The sequence below is a fragment of the Nocardioides aurantiacus genome (assembly GCF_003752505.1).
GTDB classification, from domain to species: domain Bacteria; phylum Actinomycetota; class Actinomycetes; order Propionibacteriales; family Nocardioidaceae; genus Marmoricola; species Marmoricola aurantiacus.
In genome coordinates, this window is the sequence record NZ_RKHO01000001.1 from 1,114,616 (window position 1) to 1,133,731 (window position 19,116).

The following is a 19,116-nucleotide window of genomic DNA, read 5'->3' on the forward strand; positions in this document are numbered from 1 at the left end:
GGTGAGGGTGTGGACGTCAGCTCCAGCCTCTCGCGGCGGTGGTGGTGGTGGCAGCGACGGACGAGGGTCCCGGTGGCGGCGCGGCGGCGAGCCGTCCCTGGCAGGCGCGCGCCAGTCCGCGGCCCCACGCGACGGCGTGACCGACCTCCTCCCGGCGCAGGGGTCCGCGCGGCCCCTCGACGACGAAGCCCTGCGGCCGCGCCACGAGCGAGAAGCCCAGGTGCCGCAGCAGGTGCGCGCCGCGGGACGCAGCAGACGGGGGCAGGCGCTCGGTCGACCGCACCCGGGTGTCGAACATCGCCACGAGGGGGCGGTGGTGGGGGCACGGCGTCGCCCCGGCGACCGTGAGCCAGTCGCGCACGCCCGTCGCGGAGGAGGCGCTGCCGGCACCCTGGCGGACGGCGTCCTGCCTGGTGCGGGGGCGGCCGAGCGAGAACGCGTGGGTGGGTGCCCCGACGACGAGCAGGTCGAGCCCGACCAGCCGGAGCGGCGGCGCCGCACCCACCGCGACGACGGTGGCGCCCATGCCCTCGAGGACCAGGCCGCGACCGACCGCGCGGGCGATCGTCTCGGTGCTCTCGACGTGCGACTCGTAGACGACCAGGGCGCTCGGCCGGGTGTCCCTGCCTGTGCTGACGTCCATGGGTCTCCTCGGCTCGGGCGACGGCGGGTGCCTGCGACCAGCATGCGGCGGCACGACCGACCTGCCCAGGGCACAAGGTCCCGGCACGGCGGTGGCCGCGCGGTGGCGCGTCGGGGGACCTCCCCTCCCCGACCGGGGGCACTTCGGCCCTGCCGAGGAGCCGGCGGCGCGTGTTTCGGTGACCGCGGCGCGCCGACCGCGCCCGGACCCCAGGAGCAGCGATGACCGTCATGGAGCACCGCGCCGGGCAGGCGCCGGCCGCGCCGCTCGACCAGCTCGGTCTCGTCATCGCCCTGCTGCTGCCGTTCCAGGTGACCGACGAGGTCGTCGGATCGACCGCGTCCATCGTGCTCGCCCAGGCCGAGGACCGGATGCACACCAGCAGGGCCGTCATGGTCGCCACCGTGGGCAGGTGAGCGGCATGAGGCTGGTCGTGGCCCTCGGGGGCAACGCGCTGCTCCGTCGCGGTGAGCGTCCCGACGCCGCCGTCCAGCTCGAGCACGTGGCGCAGGCGGCGCCGGCCCTCGCGGCGGTGGCTGCCGCCCACGAGGTGGTGCTGGTGCACGGCAACGGCCCCCAGGTCGGTCTGCTGGCGGTCGAGAGCGCCGCCGACCGCAGCCTGAGCGCGCCGTACGCCTTCAGCGACCTCGTGGCCGAGACCCAGGGGCTGATCGGCTACTGGTTGCAGCAGGGCCTCGCCAACGCCGGGCTCGCCACCCCGGTCGTCACCCTGGTGACCCAGACGGTCGTCGACGCCTCGGACCCGGCCTTCGGGCACCCGTCGAAGCCGGTCGGCGCCGTCCTGGGTGAGGTCGAGGCGCGGGACCAGGCCCGCGCGCACGGGTGGTCGGTGGCGCGGGACGGTGGGGGCTGGCGCCGGGTCGTCGCCTCCCCGCTGCCGCAGCGTGTCGTGGAGCTCGAGATCGCCGAGCACCTCCTGGGCCAGGGGGTGACGGTGGTGCTCGCCGGAGGCGCCGGGGTGCCCGTGGTGGAGGGCCCCCGCGGCCTGGAGGGCGTCGACGCCGTCGTCGACAAGGACTTCACCGCCGCCCTCGTGGCCGAGCGGCTCGGGGCCGATGCCCTCGTGATGCTCACCGACGTGGAGGCGGTGATGTCCGGCTTCGGCACGCCCGGTCGACGTCCGCTGGGCGCGGTGACCACGGCCGACCTGGCGCGTGAGGACTTCCCGGCGGGATCGATGGGCCCCAAGGTGGCGGCCGCCTGCCAGTTCGTCGACCGCACCGGTGGCCGGGCCGCCATCGGCTCGCTGGAGACCGCGGCCGAGGTCGTCGCGGGCACCGCCGGCACCCAGGTGACCGCCTCGCGGACCTGATGGACCTGGTCGCCGTGGGTCGCGGGAGCGCGGGACGACCGGGGGTCCCGGGACCCGGGGGCGCCGGGACCAAGGACCCACGTCCGGGCGCCCCGGGTGCCCTGCCCCGGAGGCGTGGTGCTCGTCCACGGTGGGGGCATGAGCCACGAGACGGACCAGACGACCAGCACCCCCGGGACCATCTGGGTCGGCGTCGACGGGAGCAGCGGCAGCCACGCCGCGGTGCGGTACGCCGCGCACGCGGCCCAGGCGCTCGACCTCGGCGTCCACCTGCTGCACGTGATCCCGATCGACATGGCGATGTCGCCGATGTTCCCGCTGGTGCCCGAGGACATGGAGCCCGTGGCCCACCGGCTGCTCGCGGAGGCGTCGCAGCGGGCCGCCGAGATCGTCCCGGCCGACCGGGTCACCTCCTCCCTGCACCACGGGCAGCGGACCCGGAGCCTCGTCGAGGCCTCCGGACGGGCCCGCCTCCTGGTCCTCGGTCGCGCTCGGAGGTCGACGGTCGAGCGGCTGCTGACCGGGTCGGTCGCCACGGGCGTCGCCGCCCGCTCGGACGGCTGTGTCGTCGTGGTGCCCGCCGACTGGCAGGCGCCCGACGAGCAGCTCCACGTCGTGGTGGGCGTCAAGGACCCCGAGCACTGCGCCGACCTCGCGCTGCGCGCCGTACGGCTGGCGGCCGACCGTGGTGGCCGGGTGACCTTCGTCCACGTGTGGGACCTGCCCTGGCAGTACGACGACCAGTCCTCCTCGCTCGACCGGGAGTGGACCGAGCGTGCCCGCGCCGCCGTCGACGCCGGGCTCCAGGAGGTGCTGGCGCTGCACCGCGACGTCCCGGTGCAGCTCCGCGTCCTGCGGGGCCAGGCCGCACGCGTGCTCCAGGACCAGGCCGCCACCGCCGACCTGCTCCTGCTCGCGCGCCGCGGTCACCTCCTCCCGCGCGGCCACCTCGGCGGCACGGCGCGCGCGCTGCTGCGCGAGGGCACGTGCCCGGTCGAGGTGGTGCCGCCCGCCGACGCGTCCTCGGACGGGGGCGATCTCGTCGTCGAGGAGGGCGGCCAGGAGACCGCGCCGGGCCGCGGCGCGCCGCTGCCGGTCTGATCGTGTGCGCCGGCCCTGGACACCGGTCCGTCCGCGGTGGAGGCTGGGGGAGCCCCGGGCCCGCCCGACCACCCGGTGGTCGGAGGCCCGCGTCATGCCCGAGAGCGACGTCTTCCCGCACCCGGGCGCGGGACGGGCGCCCGGCGAGGGATGGACGCAGTCGACCCCGGGGTTCGGGCGCTGGCTGCACGACTTCACCGACGGCACCTGGTCGTGGTCGGAGGAGATGATCGCGATGTACGACGCGGGGCTCAGCAACCCCGGCGACGTCGAGGCGGTCTTCGCGCGGCTCCACCCCGACGACGCCGACCGCGTCCGCACCAGCCTGGAGCGGGCGATGCGCACCGGGGCCCCGCTGAACGGCCAGTACCGCTTCCGCACCGACACCCGTGGCGAGCGGGTCTTCGCCTTCTTCGGCGACCCCGTCCGGATCGGGCGCGACATGGTGGTGGCGCTGCGCGGCTACACCATCGACGTCACCGACCACGTCCAGGCCGTCGCGCGGGGGATGGCGACCGAGATGGTCGAGGAGCTGCTGGGCGAGCGGTCGAGCGGCTGAGGACCGGCGCTCAGCGCTTGCGCCACTCGATGGCCGGGCAGGTGTCCATCACCATCGCGAGTCCCGCGGCCGTCGTACGACCGAAGGCGGCCTCGTCGACCACCCCGAGCTGGAACCAGACGCCCCTGGCGCCGACCTGCACGGCCTCGTCGGCGAACTGCCCGGCCGCCTCGGAGCGGCGGAAGACGTCGACGACGTCGACGGGGAACGGGATCTCCGCCAGCGTGGCGTAGCCCTGCTCACCGAGCACCGTCGGCGCGTCGGGGTGGACCGGCACGATCCGCTTGCCGTGCTGCTGCAGCAGCGAGGCGATGGAGTACGCCGTCCGGCTGGTGTCGCCCGACAGGCCCACCACCGCCCACGTCTCGCACTCGTCGAGCATCAGGTCGACGGCCGCCGGGTCCTGCCAGTTCGTAGCCATATCCCGAGCCTAGGCTCGCGCCCATGGCGACCGACGGGGTTCCCTCCATCCCTGGGCGCATCCGCGCCGGGCAGGTCACGCCGGCCCCCGACGGCCCCCACGTCGAGCAGGTCGGCTGGGGCGTGGCCCGCCAGGTGGCGCGGCTGCTGGCCGAGCGGGTCGACGACCCGCTGCTCGCGCGGCTGCCCGAGCTGGCCGAGGCGCCCGGGCACGTCGTGCACGTGCTCTTCGAGCGGCGTACGGCGACCGCGGCCGCGCTCGTCGAGCTGGTCGGTGACACGGCCCACTACCGCGGCGACGTCGTGCTCCCCGAGGCCGTGCCGCAGGCGCGGCTGGCGCTCCTCGTCCGGGCGTCGTACGACGCGGCGGCCGCCGGCGCGACCTGGCTGGCCGTGACGCACCCGCCCGGCGACCTCCGCGCGCTGGGGCTGGCCTGACCGCCGCGGGCCGTCGCGCTAACGATCGCTAACATCGGACCCATGACCTCTGACGCCGGCTACCCGATGTACGCGCTCTCCGAGGAGCACCAGGCGATCCGCGAGGCGGTCCGCGCCGTCGCCGACGCCAAGATCGCGCCGTTCGCCGCGGCTGTCGACGAGGAGGCCCGCTACCCCCACGAGGCCGCCGCCGCGCTGCTCGCGGCCGACTTCCACGCCCCGCACGTGCCCGAGGAGTACGGCGGCGCCGGCGCCGACGCGCTCGCCACCGTGATCGTGATCGAGGAGGTGGCCCGCGCCTGCGCGAGCTCCTCGCTGATCCCCGCGGTCAACAAGCTCGGCTCGCTGCCCGTCCAGATCAGCGGCTCCGAGGAGCTGAAGAAGCACTACCTGTCCAAGCTGGCCGCGGGGGAGGGCGGGTTCTCCTACTGCCTCTCCGAGCCCGACGCCGGGTCGGACGCCGGCGGCATGAAGTGCACCGCCAAGCAGGACGGCGACGGCTGGGTGCTCAACGGCACCAAGCGCTGGATCACCAACGCCGGCGAGTCAGAGTTCTACACCGTCATGGCCGTCACCGACCCCGACAAGCGCACCCGCGGCGGGATCTCGGCGTTCGTGGTCGAGAAGTCCGACGAGGGCGTGTCGTTCGGCGCCCCGGAGAAGAAGCTCGGCATCAAGGGCTCCCCGACGCGCGAGGTCTACCTCGACAACGTCCACATCCCGGGGAGTCGCATCATCGGCGAGGTCGGCAGCGGCTTCGCGACCGCGATGAAGACCCTCGACCACACCCGCGTCACCATCGCCGCTCAGGCCGTCGGCATCGCCCAGGGCGCGCTCGACTACGCCCTGTCCTACGCCCAGGAGCGTCAGCAGTTCGGCAAGCCGATCGCCGACTTCCAGGGCCTGCAGTTCCTGCTCGCCGACATGGGCATCAAGGTCGAGGCCGCCCGCCAGATCACCTACGCCGCCGCCGGTCGCTCCGAGCGCGGGGATGCGGACCTCACCTTCTTCGGTGCCGCCTCCAAGACCTTTGCCTCCGACACCGCGATGCAGGTCACCACAGACGCGGTGCAGGTGCTCGGTGGCTACGGCTTCACCCGCGACTACCCGGTCGAGCGGATGATGCGCGACGCCAAGATCACCCAGATCTACGAGGGCACCAACCAGGTGCAGCGGATCGTCGCCGCCCGCCAGCTGCTCGCCGGGATCCAGTCGCAGCTCTGAGCTGAGGGTCCGCAGGCTCCTCTGACTGGCCGAGGCCATCGGTGCCGGCCGCTCATGCCGCGGCTGTGGCCTTCCGTTCGGCTGTACGCGGCACTCAGGCGCACCGGACCGCACGCTGGGCTGTGATGGGGGGCCCAGCTACCCGGGCGGTAGCTGGTGCGGCGCCGTCCGGGCGGCACCGCACCGCCTGAGTCGGTGTAGTTCACTGCACGTTCTCCGGGTCGCCGCCGCTCCGGCCCGCCCGGCCCACCACGCGAGGCCCCGGCGACCCGCCCGCAGCGTCAATCAGGTCAGTTCGGCCGTGACGGCGTCGCAGAACTCTCCGGACTCATTGCCGTGGAAGTCACCGGTGACTTCTTCGATGAGCTGCGAGCCAGGCGCCTTGTCGCCCAGCGTGTCCTGGATGTTGGTGGCCTTGTAGACACCGTTGCTGGTGACCAGCTGGCCGCCGTCCGCGGCGTGCAGCCGGAACGTTCCCGCGTCGACGGTCGTGAACTGGTAGATCGTCGGTCGTGCCGGGTCGAGCAGCGTCGCTGTGGTCTCGACGAAGGTACCGCTGCCGCGCGTGGTGACGGAGGGTCCGTCGGGGTCCGAGGCGAGCGTGATCTCCTCTGTGAAGCGGTACCGGTCGTGCACCAGGAACGCCTCCTGCGATCCGGGTGCCGGCTTGATGAACGACATCCCGCTGTACGACACCTCGGAGTGCAGGTTCAGCCCGCAGTCGGTGGTGTCGAAGCTGTCGGTGCCGACGTAGTGGTCGACCGGGTCGACCGGTGGAGCGGCGTGCGCGATGCCTGGCGCGGCGCCTACCAACAAGACGGCCGTACATCCTGCTGCTGCGACCGCCTGTGATCGTCTCATCGTCGTTTCCTTCGTCTGGTCGTGTTGTCACACCACGCCCGTCTCCGTGCTGCGTCAAGGCGCTCCTCGGGGTGGTCTAGGTCGACCGGTGAGGTTTCCGCGGTCTGACCCTCCGCAGTTGGGTGCTCCGGACGTGGGCCGGGTGGCCCGTCGAGGACCAGCAGTGCGGTCGCGGACTGGCTCTGCCTCCTGAGGTGAGACGGCCCGGTGTCGCTCACCACAGGCGTAGTAGCACCCGGCCGACGATCGCCTCCTGCGGAACTGGGCCGAACTGTCGTGAGTCCCGTGATCCCGCGCGGGCGTCGCCCAGGACCCAGACGGTGTGGCGTGGCACGTGGACGGGGCCGAAGTGGGTGCCGTCGACCCGCGAGTGGTCGACGAACGACTCCACGACCGGTCGGTTCCGGACCACGAGCACGCCGTCGCGGATGCCGACGCTCTCCCCGCCCAGCGCCACGACGCGCTTGACCATCAGCTCCCCCGATCCCGGGGCCCGAAGCACGACCACGTCGCCCTTGCGGGGCCGGTGGGACCGCACCCCGACCTTGACGACCAGCACCTCGTCCCCCGCCGAATAGGTCGGCGACATGGAATCGGATGCGACCTTCATCGGCTCGGCCAGCGTGGGGCTTCCCACCAGCACGAGTGCGACCAGGACCAGGAGCGGACTCGGACGTGCTCGTGATCTCGACTCCGTCTCTGGCACGACTCACCCGAGCAGCCCGGCGGCCCGTGCACCCAACGCGAGGACGCCGGTGCCCAGCAGCACGTTCAGCACCACTTGGCGCCGAGGACCGTTCAAGAGTCCGACGAGCATCGCGATGAGAACCAGTTCGGCGCCCAGGCAGATGAGGGCGAGCGGACCGACCGGCTCGATGCCGCTGGTGGGGTAGACCGGTGTCCCGTCCCCGACCGCCCCTGCCACGGGTAGGTGTTCGCCCGCGTGGGCTGCGTGGTCGTGCACGGGCAGGAAGGGCAGACCCACCGTGCTGCTCACGACGTACAGGACGACGACGGCGAGCGTCCCCGCTACGGCAGCCACGAGGACACGGGGGTCGGGGATCTGCCGCAGCACAAGTGCCAGGGAGAACTGGCCAACGGCCACGACGACGAAGAAGGCCCCGGCGTACACAGACTCGGCCATGTGCTCGGGGACGACCAGCGCGTGGATGGCACCCGCGATGATCGCGCAACCTGCGGCTACGAGGCGGTATCGTTCGTCGGCCCCGTCAGCGACGGCGGGCACGCCGACGGTCGTGGGTGCCACGATCAGAGCTCGGTCTCGGGCAGCCACGACGCAGGCGTCCCCATCGGGTCGGACACACCCACGTCCGGGTCGCGGATCTCGAACTGGGCCATCATGTCGTGGTCCTCGTGCACCAGGTTGTGGCAGTGGATCATGTACTTGCCCCGCCCCTGGTCGAACTTGATGAGCACCCGGACCGACTCGTTCTCGCCCAGGTAGACGACGTCCTTGGCGCCTCGCTCATGGGGCAGTGCGGGCCTGCCGTTCCGGCTCAGGATCCTGAAGTCGATGAAATGGATGTGTGCGGGGTGGTTCCACCCACCGGAGAGGTTGCGGAGCTCCCAGATCTCGACGTCGTCGATCTTGGGCGCCGCCAGGACCTTCGTGAATCGGCTGCGAACCACGTCGTCCCAGGTTGTCCCGTTGATGGTCCACCGGCCGTTGGATCGGCCGAAGTCCAGCCGCCGGGTGGCGACGGCCGCGCTCTCGGCGAGCGCCATGGTCGGCTGGAGGGGATTGAGGCTGCTGGGTACGTCGTTGTCCGCGTTGTCAAAGCCGTCGTCGGTCACGTCGAACGCCATGACCTTGTTGGTGTGGGTGAAGCCGATGTTGTTCTTGGGGCTCCCGCTCCGGAGCACGACGCGCTGTCCGGCCCGGTACTTCGCGAAGTCGATGACCACCTCGTAGCGCTCGGCGACGCCATGACGGAAGTTCGACACGTACTGCGGCCCGGTCATCAGTCCTGCGTCCGTGGCGATGACGGCCATCCGGTCGCCCGTGCTCAACGACCAGTTGTAGGACCGACTGATCGATGCGTTGAGGATGCGGAACCGATACTTGCGGCGGGCAACCCTCATCGCCGGCCACGGGCGCCCGTTGACCAGGATCACGTCGCCGTAGAAGCCGGATTCGTCGTTGGTGGTGAACAACAGCGAGCCGTCGCTGTTGAGCATCGTGTCCGAGACGATCAGCGGGACGTCGTACTCGCCGTGGGGGATCGGGAGGCTCCGCTCGAGCGGGTCCGTCATCGTGTACATCCCGGCCAGCCCCATGAAGACGTTTTCGGCGGTGTGGTGCAGCCCGTGGTCGTGGTACCAGAGCGTTCGGGCCGGCTGGTAGTTCGGGTATCGGTAGTCCTTGTACTGGCCCGGGTTGGTGATGTCGCTGGCATACCCGTCGTACTGCGGCAGCGACGCCGATCCGTGCAGGTGCACCGAGGTCCACGGTGCGTACCGGAGAACGGGATGGGCCGGGGGCAGGTTGTTGACATGGCGCACCATCACCTTGCGGCCCTGAGGCACGACGAAGGTGGGCCCCGGGACCACGCCGTTGTAGCCCCACATCTCAGTCCGCAACCCGGGCACGATCTCGGCGGACGTGCGCTCCATCGAGACCCGGTAGTAGTCCGTGGTCGCATCCGAGCGGACAGGCCTGATGATCGGCGGCACGGCGAATCCCGTCGTGAACGGCGCGGGAAGTGCGCTTTCGGCGATGCGCGACGTGAGCACGGACAGGCCGCTGACCGTGCGCTCGACGGGCAGCGCCACGGCGGCGGCCCCCAGGGCCGACATCTTCAGCCAGTCACGTCGAGTCAGTGTCATGGTCCCCTCCCGGCCACCAGCGTCGCGTCAGTCCCTTGGAGAAAACTTGGACGGCTCACCACGAGGTCAGACCAGCGACGCGCTAGGGGGTGGGACGGGCCCCCGACGGGGCGCTGTCAACCCCCTAATTTCGGGCTGTTCGGCACGTCCACCGCGGCGCAGGATCGCCTCGGCGACGCGGGACCGCGCTGTCGACGGTCGCGTTCCGTCAAGGGGGAACCATCATGATCAGCATCGGTTTGTTCGGCTCCATCAGCGTCCACCGCGACGGTGCGCAGTGCGCCGGACTCAGTGCGAAGCAGCGCCAGATCCTGGGAATCCTGGCCTTGCATCCGGGGAGTCCGGTGCCGCGAGGCGAGCTCGCCGAGCACCTGTGGGAAGGGTCGCCACCGCGGTCGTACGTCGGAACCCTGGACAGCTACGTGTGCCTGATGAGGCGTGCCATGGGGCTGAAGGCAGGTCGCTCGTCGGTGCTGGCCACGACCGCGGCCGGATTCGTGCTCACGCCGGGCGCGGACGTCGAGGTCGACCTCACCTGGTTCCGGCGCTTGAGCCGGGCAGCCGACGTCGGGACGGGGCGCCCGGCCCTGGAGTGGGCGGAGGAGGCCGTCGAGCTGGCAGAAGGAGTGCTCCTGGGTGAGGTGCCGTACGCCGCCTGGGCCGTCCGTGCCCGCGAGGAGGTGGACCGCGACGTCGTCGGGCTGTGCACCAGGGGGGCCCAGCGTGCGAACGGGCTGGGCGAGTATGCGCGCGCTTCCGGACTGGCGCGCCGAGCTGTCGATCGCGACCCGCTCTGCGAGGACGCCTGGCGTCAGCTGATGTTGGCGCAGTGGTTCGCGGGGAACCGAGGCAGCGCGCTCATGACCTATGCGGAGCTCCGGACCGCCATGAAGCACGAGCTCGGCGACGAGCCCGGACAGCAGAGCCGGGACCTCTACCTGACGATCCTCACGGCGGGAGTCGCGCCTCCAGGTGCCGCCACGAGGTCGACTGCTCCGATCACGACGCTGCTCCGGCTTTTGCGCCTGGAGCTCGAGCTCGCGCCGGGCGTCCGCCCGCCGGCGCGGGACGCGCAGCTCTCGGAGGTCGCGATCCGGGTGCTGCAGACGTCCGGTCACTGAGCACGTTCGTCACGAGGTGGGCCAGACCACTCGCACGGGACAGGTGCGGCGAGCTCGGGAGTTTGCGAGCCTGGCAGCAGGGGTGGCGATCCGGATTGCCCATCCGGGTCGTCTGCCCCGTGAGGGGGCACCACATGGACCGAGTTCTGGTGATCGACGACCACCGGGTCGTCGCCGAGCTCCTCGCCGACGCCATCCAGGCGCAGCCGGACTTCGAGGCGGTGGGATGCGCACGCGGTGTGGAGGACGGACTGCGCCTGGTGGAGGACCTGGCTCCGGACATCGTCGTCATGGACGTCCGGCTCGAGGACGGTGATGGTCTCGCCGCGACCTACGAGCTCACCGAGCAACAACCGGACCTGCGGGTGGTCATCCTGTCCGCCAACATCGACGAGGGACTGCTGCGCCGAGCAGCGGATGCGAACGCCTGCGCCGTGCTGCCCAAGGACGGTGACCTCCACAGCGTGCTCGACGCCCTGCGGACGGCCGCGCGCGGGAGCTTCGTCGTCCACCCGCGCCTGTTGCGCCAGCTCGAGAGATCGTCCGATGATCGGACGGCTGGCCCGCCGACCTTGACTCAGCGGGAGCTGGAGGTGCTTCGGCACCTGTCGACCGGGATGGGCGCGACGCAGATCGCACGCGAGCTGGGTGTCTCAGTGCACACGTGCCGCGGACACGTGAAGAGCCTGCTGGCCAAGCTGGACGCCCACTCCCAGCTGGAAGCGGTGGCCAAGGCAGTACGCCTCGGCCTGATCCATGTCTTCGCGGAGACCTGAGGACGCGGCCACTCGGGAGGGGGTCGTACGTCGCTCGCTGCGTCGCTTCGTGGCCTCGGCCACCCTGGCGCTCGTGGTGGTCGGTGTCGCCAACATCGCGGTTGCCCGCGTGGTCAGCCGTGACCTCGCGGTCCGGGACGCAGTGGACCACGGCCGGTCGTTCGCCACGTCGATCAGTGGGTCCCTCCTGCACGAGGGCCTGCTCCGGGGCGACCCGGTGAGCGGGGCGGCGCTCGGCGAGCTGGTCGACGGTCACAAACGAGCAAGCTCGTTGGTGCACGTCAAGGTGTGGGCCCCGGACGGAACCGTGCTGTGGGCGGACCAGGCGGAGCTCCGAGGTCGGGTCTTCGAGCTCGAGCCCGAGGTGGAGCGCCTCTTCGACTCCGGTGACGCCGTGGGCCACGTGACGCAGCTCGACCGGCCCGAGCACGTTGCGGGACGCACCGAGCGCCAGCTGCTCGAGGTGTACGCCGCCACCACGAGTCCCACCGGTGACCGGTTCCTGGTCGAGTCCTACTGGTCGGCCGCGCAGCTCGAGGAGCACTCCTGGGCCGGCCTGGCGTGGATCGCACCGGTCTCCGTGGGCGGGTTGCTGGTCTTCGCCCTCGTTGTGTTCCCGCTGGCGTCGTCCCTCGTACGGCGCGTCGAGCGGGTCCAAGGGGAGAACTCGGTGCTGCTGCAGCACTCGCTCGATGCTTCCGACCTCGAACGTCACCGCATCGTCCGTGACCTGCACGACGGAGTTATGCAGGACCTCCACGTGCTGGGCTACAAGCTCTCGCTGGGAGCCGACGACGACAGGGTGCCCAGCACCGCGGTCGACGAGCTCGTCGACCGCGTCCGACGTATCTCCGCAGCTCTGCGATCGACGATGGCGGACCTCTACCCGGTCGACCTCGAGTCGCATGGACTGGCTCCGGCCGTCGTCGAGCTGGCCGCACGAGCCGAGGAAGAGAGCGGCGTCCGGGTCACGATCGACGTAGATGCGTTGGACGGCCAAGCGCTACCGGCACTGAGGCTCAGCTACCGGGTGATCCGAGAGGGCCTGCGCAACGTGGTCCGGCACGCCGCGGCGAGCCGGGCCGACGTCCGAACATGGTTGGAGGGCGACCTCGTCCGTGTCCGCGTGGACGATGACGGTCGGGGCCCTGGCGGTGGAGAGGGCTCCGGGGTCCACCTGGGCCTGGCCTTGCTCCGCGACACGACGGGTGATGTCGGCGGGAGTTTGTCGGTGACCCGGAGGCCCGGGGGTGGCACGCGGCTCGAGGCAACCTTCCCCCGGGACCTGGCACCTGCCTGACGACCATCGCATCGGGGGGACGCAAGCCGGGTACAAGGTGGAGATGGGACGGTGAGTGCCAGGTGAGCGAACGCACGAGGGTTCCCGACTGTGACACCGGCAGGGCGGCTGCATCGCTCATCCTCACCGCCGTCGGCGGCGGGACCGTCCCCACCCCCCGAGCGGTCTCGTCGCCGACACTGAGCTCCCGGTCAGCTGGGCGGCATCACGCCGACGTCGGCCTCGTCGTCACACAGCTCGACCTCGGGAAGGAGCGAGACCGTCACGTCGACGGGGAAGAGGTCCTCCGTCGGCAACGCGCAGACCGGCACAGGGCTCGGAGCGGGAGACGCCGTCGTCGTCGGGCTCGGCCGCATGCCGGTCATGTCTCCCTCCGTCTGGGCCCCCGTCGGGCTGGGAGTCGCGGCGGGTGACGGACCCGGGGCCTCCTTCGGACCTGGCGCGGCGGAGGGGATCCGCGGCTCCGCCGTGAGCAGAGGAGTCGGAGGCTGGGCGACCAGCGGCACCGGGGGCGTCGCGTGCACGTCGGGCGGTGTGACGTCTGCTCGTGAGGGGCCCTTGGCCGTCACGGAGGACGAGGGGCTGGTCGCGGCCCGGGGCGGTGCGCCGTGGTGGGCTGCCGGCGTCATGATCCCGTCAGGTCCCGGGCGAGCCGCCGCCCCGTCCGAGGGGGTGCCGATGAGGGTGGGGGGCGTCATCTGGTGCTTGCGCTGACGGTCGTAACGGTCTTTCCAGTCCAGCACAGCCGTCAGGTATCCGGGCGATCGGTTGTAGGACAGGATCGCGCGCCTCACACCCACGGTCGTTGCGAGATCGCGGCTTCCGGCGCACAGGTAGACCACGGCCGCACCAGCAGCATCGAAGACGTTCTGTGGGTCGCGCACGCCGTCGCCGTCCATGTCCACCCCCGCTGCGCGCCACACCTCAGGCACCAGCTGGAGCGGGCCCAAGGCCCGGTCCCAGCGCCGGTCGCCATCGAGCTGGCCGGCGTCGCTGTCGGACACCACGGGGCGCCGTACGCCGTCGAGCGGCGGCCCGACCAGGGAGGGCGCCACACGGTGGTCGCTGTCGATGTGCCGACCGGCCGCGTTGCCGGACTCGACCATCCCGATCGCCGCGAGCAGGGTGAATCCAGGGTGGCAACCCGCCGGCGCGCTCTGGACGGCCAACCAGTAGGCGCGGTGCAGGTCGGGGTGCAGGTCGTCGATCCCTCTCGGATCGAGAGCCGTCGAACCGAGAGTCGCCCCATGGCTGTTGGCGCTGGGCCGCAGCTCTACTGCAGGTGCCCGGGTGTCGACGGCCGTTACCTCGTGCCTGGCCACCCGCGGCGCCGTCAACGCACCGTCCGTGTCGGGACGGGCCCCGCCTGCCGGTGCCGCCAGGAGAAGCAGAGCGAGGGCGGCACCGGCTGCGGAGACGACGGTGCGGGACGTGGAATGCATGGGCTCTCCGGTCACAGGGGTGGAGCACGACGGGGATGGAGCCGTGGGTGCTGCGGCGAGACCTCCCCGGACCGGATGTCCGGGAAGGTCCCGCCCTCTCCGCCTCGGTCCCTCAGCGAGGCGAGACCAGTGCGGAGCGCGCAGATGCGGCCCCGGCACCCACAGCGTTGATGGCGCGGACCTCGAAGCGGTAGTTGCCGGCGGGAAGGGTGACGTTGGCCGTTCGAGCGGCCCCCGGAACGGTCACGACGACCGGCGACCCGACGACCGTGGTCCCGTTCGCCGCCATCCGAAGCGCACTGACCCGGTAGCTCGTGATCGCCGACCCACCGTTCAGCAGGGGAGCGTTCCAGTTCGCGACAGCTGTCAGCTGTCCACCGACATCCCCTCGAGCGGGAGCGAGGATCCGGGTCTGCCCGGGAACGCCGGCCGGCGTCACCGCGTTGGACGCGGCGGACAGGGGGCTGGCGCCCACGGCGTTGCGCGCCCGCAACCGGAAGTTGTAGGTAAGCCCGTTGGTCAGGCCCGTGACCTGCAGGGGCCGAACCGTGCCAACCGGCTGCGTACGGACGACGAGCGTCCCCAGACGCACCTGGAGGGTGTACCCGGTGAGCGGCGAGCCTCCGTCCGTCCCCGGGGCCCAGGTGAGGCTTGCCGACCCATTGCCTCGGGTCGCCACCAGCGACGTGGGGGCAGACGGCGCTGTCGCGGCGACCGTCACCGGGTTGGAGTCGGCGGAGTACGGACTCGTCCCGAACGGGTTCACGGCACTGACCGCGAAGGTGTACGTCCCGGGTGCGAGACCCGTGACGACAGCGCTCGTGGCGGTCCCCGACGGGACGTCGACCGTCCTGATGACGTTGCCAGACTGCTTCACCTGGATGTTGAAGCCGGTGGTGGTCGATCCGTCGGATGCGGCTGCGAACGAGACCTCCACGCTCCCCGACGCGGTGCTCCTCGACGCGGTCCCGACGGTCGGGGTGGTGGGGAGTGCCACCGTCAGTGTCTGGTCGGTGAACTCCAGTCGCTCCACGTTGCGGACGCGGTCGGTGCCGTCGGTGGCGGTGCCGCGTGCATGTGTCACGGTCAGCCCGTCCGGCCCGGTCACCAGGTCGTAGTCCGCGAGGGGACCGGAGAAGGTCGCGGTGTCGAGCGCGGTCCCCGGCGTACCGGGCTCGACCGTGCGGACGATGACGATGTCCTTCGGGTTGATGTTGCCGGCGAAGACGTCCGCGCGCAGTCCGGAGACGTCGTCGACGGACCTGGTCGCGCCGCTCTTGTCGGTGGCACGCAGCTGCACGTTCATCCATGCGTCACCGTCGATGAGGTCATCGCCGCCGCGCCCCTCGATGAGGTCGCCACCGTCGCCGCCCATCAGGATGTTCCCGCCGGTGAAGGAGGTGGCGTCCTGGGGCAGCAGCGCAGCCAGTCCCTGGACCTTGGCGATCGCAGAGGCGTCCAGCTCGTGTCCCTCCATGTCCGCGGCCGTACGGCTGTCACCACGGAGCTTGTCCGCGAACCTCCACCCGGACAGGCTCTCCACCAGGTCGAAGCGGTCCCGGTTGGTGTCCACCGACGGCGGGAGCAGGCCGGTGATGTCCATGTCGGAGTCACCCGGCAGCGGGTCGCCCTTGTGACTGGTGAAGTCGAAGCCGAGCATCCCCTCTGCTCGCTGGATGCCGGGGCCCAGCAGCATCACGTCCTGGCCGCCCTCGGCGTCATAGTCCTGCTCGCCGCCGTAGCTGAAGAGCACGTCGTCACCGGCCTCGTTGGGGTCGTCCTGGAACGGGGCACCGTTGTCGCCCTGGAGCAGGTTGAAGGGACCCTTGCCGCCCTCGATCCAGTCGTCGCCGTCGTCCCCGAACACTGTGTCCTCCGCGTCGCCGGCGAAGACGACGTCGTCACCGGGGCCGGCGAAGGTCTCGGTCGTGTCGTTGCCGCCGACGACGAAGTCCTTGCCGCGGCCCGACTGGTTGAGGTCACCGCCGAAGCCGCGACCCGAGGAGAGTGCGTCGTTGCCGTCCCCCCCCTTGAGGACGTCGTCACCGAACAGGTCGGTCATGATGTCGTCGCCGTCGCCGCCGATCAGGTTGTCGGCCCCGTCCCCGCCCTCGATGCGGTCGTGACCGTCGTTGCCGCGCAGCGTGTCGTCGCCCTCGCTGGAGTGCACCTTGTCGTCACCGGGGCTGCCGTTGAAGACGACGTGGGCTGGCCCGCCGTAGCGGATGGTGCCGTCGGCGGTCCTGGTCAGCTGCGTGCCCTCGTTCCAGTCCTCGGTCGACGGGTCGTCCAGGATCGGTCCGGTCGTGCCCAGGTTCGCCACGTGGTAGACGTAGTCGGGCCGTGAGAACGAGTCGGCCGGGAGCGCCTCGACGTCGGTGTTGCGCTGGATCAGCTCGGAGAACGAGTTGCCCTCGAGCTGGGTCAGCAGGTTGAGCCCAGCAGTGCGGGACAGGTAGTACATCCGGTCACCGTCCTGGAGGTCCTCCATCTGCGCCTCGAAGACGTAGTTGAAGGTGGGGCCGAGCAGGCCACCGAAGACCATCTGCTTCTCGGCGAGCCCTCCGACCCACAGATCGATGTCGTCGACGCCCGTGGTGGTCACGCCGCCCGGGCCGTTCTCGTAGGTGCCGGTGCTGTTGAGGAAGTTGTAGGCGTCCTCGCTGATGGCGGGGTCAGGGTCCGACGCGTTGGTCAGCAACGCCTCGGCAGCGATGCGCTTGCCCGCCTTCGTCGTCTCGGACTCGATGGTGGGGTGCGTTCCGTACGCGGCGACGAAGTTCGCCAGCGACTCCTCGTGCTTGAGACTGAACTTGAGGTCGGCCCAGCTCGAGTAGGGCTGGAGCGCCGCGTCAGAGGATTCTGCGTGGAACGTGCGTCGCGCTTCGTTCAGCGTCGGGATCCCGGTCTCCCTGGCCCGCGCCATGTTCAGGGTGGCGAGGTCGAGAGGCAGCCCGAGCAGGTCGTTGCGGAGGGCGTCGGTGACGAACTCGTCCAGCTCGTTGCCGATCTGCCGGGTCATGCCGCGCACGATGTCGCCGGCTGCAGACTCAGGGTCGGCGTTGCCTGCCAGGAAGCTGGGCGGGTTCAGGAACGCCTCCAACAGAGGGATGTTGCGCTTGGTCCCGCTGGCGGTCGTGCGGTCGACCGACTCGTTGAGCATCGAGTGCCCGAAGCGGTAGACCGCGTGGGCGAACTCGGCGCGGACGGCCGGATTGATGTTGCTGTGGTAGCCCGTGCCGCCCTCACCGAAGAGGTTGACCATCGGCTGCACCTTGCGGGCGAACTCCTCGAAGGCCAGGTGCTGGTACTCCATCTCGGTGACGAAGCGAGCGGCCTGGAAGAGGCGCTCCTCGTAGTCCCAGCCGCGAGACCCCGCAGCAGGTGCGTGCCAGGCGTCGCGCTGGGCCTGGGACACCCCGGGGTCGTCAGCGATGATCCGGGCGATGTCGTCGGTGAGCCGGTTGTGCTCGGAGTGGAAGACGTGGTGCACGGCGGTGAGCCCGATGTTCTCGTTCACGCGACCGTCGCCGGCGATGAAGTGGGCGTCGAGCATCTCGTCGTCGTACGTCGCCGGGTCGCCGTCGTCGGCCGTCCCACTGGCGGAGTCCTCGGCCAGGTCCACGACAGGACCGGGCCCGTCGGCGGGGTTGGCATCTCCGGTCGGCGCCGCGTGGTGCGCGATGTCGTCGAGGAAGGCGTGCCCGGTTCGGGTCGCACCAGCAGTCGTCACCGGTGCGCTCGGGTCGCCCTCGACGACACCGTCGTCGTCGTTGCCGGTTACGCCGTCGGCGCCGGCGGAGCCCGGGACCACCATGAGGGGGAACCCGTGGGGCCCGCGCTCGAACCGACCGTAGGCGTCGGTCACGAGCAGGGGCACGCTGGACACATCGGTGTCGGCCAGGCGAATCCCGAGATGGGTCTCCGTAGCGGCCTTCAGCTTGGCCCAGTCGGCCATGCCGCCCCCGGTGCCGGTGATCATCTTGCCCGTGCCGACCGGACGCCCCTCGCGCAGCTGGTACTGCCGCAGGAAGACCTGGTGGGACGGGTGCGAGGTGTAGGTCTGGCTCTGGTCGACGAAGGGGGAGGTCTGGTTGTTCGCCTCGCCGTCAGCGTCCTGCGTGGCGCGGGTGAGCATCATGAAGTTGGTCGGGGATCCAGCGCGGTACTTCGGGTCGTCGGCCTTCAACGGGATCATGACCGAGCCGTTCCCGCCCTTGTTGACGAGGTCGAGACCGTGGTCGAAGAACTGCCCGAAGAGGGTGAACCATGAGTTGTAGGGCGCCGAGAGGCCCGTGTCGGTCGCGACGTTGGGGATGAAGATCGAACCGGTTCGCGCGTCGATCTGGGGGTTCTCGCCACCGGCGGCCTCCGCCGCGGGGTTGCCGGCCGTCTGGTCGACGATGAGGTTGCTCACCGTGCGGGGCTCGCTGTCACGGACCGTGCCGCTGGTCTGGGCGTAGCTGGTGCCGTTCTCCGCCGCGCGCTGCTTCTTGGCAACCAGGCGGGGGAACGTCCGGTCCGCCTGTCCGTAGTGGCTCTGGTCGTCCTCGATGTTGTTGCAGATGCCGCTGACGGTGCGCAGGCCCCAAGGCAACGTGACGCCGACCCCGTTGTCGGGGATCTGGTTCGCGTCCGGCCCCAGCAGCGCTCCGCACGGGCCGGTCGAGGCGTTCGTGTTCGCGACGTGGTGCTCGGCGATCTGGACCTGCTTCAGGATGAACCTGATGTCAGAGGCGTTGAGGTTGAACCCCTGACCGACAGGTGCCGCCGCAGCGCGCACGGTGCTCCAGGGCGACAGCAGCGCGCTGACGACGGCCAGTGCGGCGAGGGCGGCAGTCCATCGCCTCGTGTTCGGCCGCCGCCTGGCGATGGTGCGGGACGGTGTTCCAGATCGGTTCATGATGACCCACTTCGGAAGCGGCGAGCAGCCGGACGGACGGACTTCCGGTCACCCTGTGCTCAGGACCTTGAGAATCCCTTGTGTTCAGCCGTCCGCTGGCCCGGCATCGCCAGTGCCCGGCCCGCGCCGATGCGGATGGACAACCTGC

Annotated in this window: 17 protein-coding genes; 9 read left to right on the plus strand and 8 right to left on the minus strand. The window is 71.0% G+C overall.

The genetic code is table 11. The features are described from left to right. Positions 1–16 precede the first annotated feature (16 nt). Positions 17–643, minus strand: coding sequence for a flavodoxin (locus EDD33_RS05320; RefSeq protein WP_123389418.1), 627 nt, complete (start codon positions 641–643; stop codon positions 17–19). A 221-nt stretch (positions 644–864) separates the two neighbouring features. Here EDD33_RS05320 and EDD33_RS20255 point away from each other — a divergent pair, with 221 nt between their 5' ends. From EDD33_RS20255 to EDD33_RS05340, 4 genes are all read left to right on the plus strand, one after another. Then, positions 865–1,059 (plus strand): hypothetical protein, encoded by a 195-nt coding sequence (locus tag EDD33_RS20255; RefSeq protein WP_211332429.1) that lies wholly within the window; start codon positions 865–867, stop codon positions 1,057–1,059. Positions 1,060–1,064: 5 nt separating this feature from the next. Next, positions 1,065–1,976, plus strand: a complete 912-nt coding sequence (locus EDD33_RS05330) for a carbamate kinase (protein ID WP_123389419.1) — start codon at positions 1,065–1,067, stop codon at positions 1,974–1,976. Positions 1,977–2,114: 138 nt separating this feature from the next. Further along, positions 2,115–3,077, plus strand: a complete 963-nt coding sequence (locus tag EDD33_RS05335; protein ID WP_148076941.1) for a universal stress protein — start codon at positions 2,115–2,117, stop codon at positions 3,075–3,077. 94 nt (positions 3,078–3,171) lie between these two features. Further along, entirely contained in the window at positions 3,172–3,636 is a 465-nt protein-coding gene (locus EDD33_RS05340; RefSeq protein ID WP_123389421.1) for a PAS domain-containing protein, read from the plus strand. 10 nt (positions 3,637–3,646) lie between these two features. On the opposite strand, the gene EDD33_RS05345 is transcribed toward EDD33_RS05340, so the two are convergent. Further along, on the minus strand, positions 3,647–4,057 hold the full coding sequence (locus tag EDD33_RS05345; RefSeq protein WP_123389422.1) for a CoA-binding protein: 411 nt from the start codon (positions 4,055–4,057) through the stop codon (positions 3,647–3,649). A 23-nt stretch (positions 4,058–4,080) separates the two neighbouring features. On the opposite strand from EDD33_RS05345, the gene EDD33_RS05350 reads away from it, so the two are divergent. Both EDD33_RS05350 and EDD33_RS05355 read left to right on the plus strand, forming a co-directional pair. Then, on the plus strand, positions 4,081–4,494 hold the full coding sequence (locus EDD33_RS05350; RefSeq protein ID WP_123389423.1) for a hypothetical protein: 414 nt from the start codon (positions 4,081–4,083) through the stop codon (positions 4,492–4,494). Positions 4,495–4,536: 42 nt separating this feature from the next. Then, positions 4,537–5,718, plus strand: a complete 1,182-nt coding sequence (locus EDD33_RS05355; RefSeq protein WP_123389424.1) for an acyl-CoA dehydrogenase family protein — start codon at positions 4,537–4,539, stop codon at positions 5,716–5,718. A gap of 285 nt (positions 5,719–6,003) precedes the next feature. Here EDD33_RS05355 and EDD33_RS05360 read toward each other — a convergent pair whose 3' ends face one another. The 4 genes from EDD33_RS05360 to EDD33_RS05375 all read right to left on the minus strand — a co-directional run bounded on the left by EDD33_RS05360 (position 6,004) and on the right by EDD33_RS05375 (position 9,426). Then, positions 6,004–6,534: a hypothetical protein gene (locus tag EDD33_RS05360; protein WP_148076942.1), complete on the minus strand. Its 531-nt coding sequence runs from the start codon at positions 6,532–6,534 to the stop codon at positions 6,004–6,006. A 259-nt stretch (positions 6,535–6,793) separates the two neighbouring features. Beyond that, the gene (gene lepB, locus EDD33_RS05365) at positions 6,794–7,285 is read right to left on the minus strand and encodes a signal peptidase I (protein ID WP_281274121.1); all 492 of its coding nucleotides are present in this window, start codon (positions 7,283–7,285) and stop codon (positions 6,794–6,796) included. Between the two features lie 3 nt (positions 7,286–7,288). After that, on the minus strand, positions 7,289–7,846 hold the full coding sequence (locus EDD33_RS05370; RefSeq protein ID WP_148076943.1) for a hypothetical protein: 558 nt from the start codon (positions 7,844–7,846) through the stop codon (positions 7,289–7,291). Between the two features lie 2 nt (positions 7,847–7,848). Further along, positions 7,849–9,426 carry a multicopper oxidase family protein gene (locus EDD33_RS05375; protein WP_123389427.1) on the minus strand — a complete coding sequence of 526 codons (1,578 nt, stop codon included), beginning with the start codon at positions 9,424–9,426 and terminating at the stop codon, positions 7,849–7,851. Positions 9,427–9,650: 224 nt separating this feature from the next. Between EDD33_RS05375 and EDD33_RS05380 the strand changes: the two genes are divergently transcribed. The 3 genes from EDD33_RS05380 to EDD33_RS05390 all read left to right on the plus strand — a co-directional run bounded on the left by EDD33_RS05380 (position 9,651) and on the right by EDD33_RS05390 (position 12,623). Next, positions 9,651–10,547, plus strand: a complete 897-nt coding sequence (locus tag EDD33_RS05380) for an AfsR/SARP family transcriptional regulator (RefSeq protein ID WP_123389428.1) — start codon at positions 9,651–9,653, stop codon at positions 10,545–10,547. A 134-nt stretch (positions 10,548–10,681) separates the two neighbouring features. Beyond that, the gene (locus EDD33_RS05385; RefSeq protein WP_123393057.1) at positions 10,682–11,323 is read left to right on the plus strand and encodes a response regulator; all 642 of its coding nucleotides are present in this window, start codon (positions 10,682–10,684) and stop codon (positions 11,321–11,323) included. Positions 11,324–11,372: 49 nt separating this feature from the next. Then, a complete protein-coding gene (locus EDD33_RS05390; RefSeq protein WP_170169704.1) occupies positions 11,373–12,623 on the plus strand; it encodes a sensor histidine kinase in 1,251 nt (416 codons plus the stop codon). A 191-nt stretch (positions 12,624–12,814) separates the two neighbouring features. Here the strand turns inward: EDD33_RS05390 and EDD33_RS05395 are convergent, their stop codons facing one another. Together EDD33_RS05395 and EDD33_RS05400 are read right to left on the minus strand one after the other, a co-directional pair. Next, positions 12,815–13,945 carry a lytic transglycosylase domain-containing protein gene (locus tag EDD33_RS05395; protein WP_211332431.1) on the minus strand — a complete coding sequence of 377 codons (1,131 nt, stop codon included), beginning with the start codon at positions 13,943–13,945 and terminating at the stop codon, positions 12,815–12,817. Between the two features lie 232 nt (positions 13,946–14,177). Further along, on the minus strand, positions 14,178–18,968 hold the full coding sequence (locus EDD33_RS05400) for a peroxidase family protein (RefSeq protein WP_123389431.1): 4,791 nt from the start codon (positions 18,966–18,968) through the stop codon (positions 14,178–14,180). Positions 18,969–19,116: the final 148 nt, after the last annotated feature.

Excerpts from the sequence above, each read along its gene's own strand:
- EDD33_RS05350 (WP_123389423.1), top strand. The coding sequence starts at position 4,081 with ATGGCGACCGACGGGGTTCCCTCCATCCCTGGGCGCATCCGCGCCGGG.
- EDD33_RS05375 (WP_123389427.1), bottom strand. The coding sequence starts at position 9,426 with ATGACACTGACTCGACGTGACTGGCTGAAGATGTCGGCCCTGGGGGCC.
- EDD33_RS05380 (WP_123389428.1), top strand. The coding sequence starts at position 9,651 with ATGATCAGCATCGGTTTGTTCGGCTCCATCAGCGTCCACCGCGACGGT.
- EDD33_RS05330 (WP_123389419.1), top strand. The coding sequence starts at position 1,065 with ATGAGGCTGGTCGTGGCCCTCGGGGGCAACGCGCTGCTCCGTCGCGGT.
- EDD33_RS05385 (WP_123393057.1), top strand. The coding sequence starts at position 10,682 with ATGGACCGAGTTCTGGTGATCGACGACCACCGGGTCGTCGCCGAGCTC.
- EDD33_RS05320 (WP_123389418.1), bottom strand. The coding sequence starts at position 643 with ATGGACGTCAGCACAGGCAGGGACACCCGGCCGAGCGCCCTGGTCGTC.
- EDD33_RS20255 (WP_211332429.1), top strand. The coding sequence starts at position 865 with ATGACCGTCATGGAGCACCGCGCCGGGCAGGCGCCGGCCGCGCCGCTC.
- EDD33_RS05355 (WP_123389424.1), top strand. The coding sequence starts at position 4,537 with ATGACCTCTGACGCCGGCTACCCGATGTACGCGCTCTCCGAGGAGCAC.
- EDD33_RS05335 (WP_148076941.1), top strand. The coding sequence starts at position 2,115 with ATGAGCCACGAGACGGACCAGACGACCAGCACCCCCGGGACCATCTGG.
- EDD33_RS05340 (WP_123389421.1), top strand. The coding sequence starts at position 3,172 with ATGCCCGAGAGCGACGTCTTCCCGCACCCGGGCGCGGGACGGGCGCCC.
- EDD33_RS05345 (WP_123389422.1), bottom strand. The coding sequence starts at position 4,057 with ATGGCTACGAACTGGCAGGACCCGGCGGCCGTCGACCTGATGCTCGAC.
- EDD33_RS05400 (WP_123389431.1), bottom strand. The coding sequence starts at position 18,968 with ATGAACCGATCTGGAACACCGTCCCGCACCATCGCCAGGCGGCGGCCG.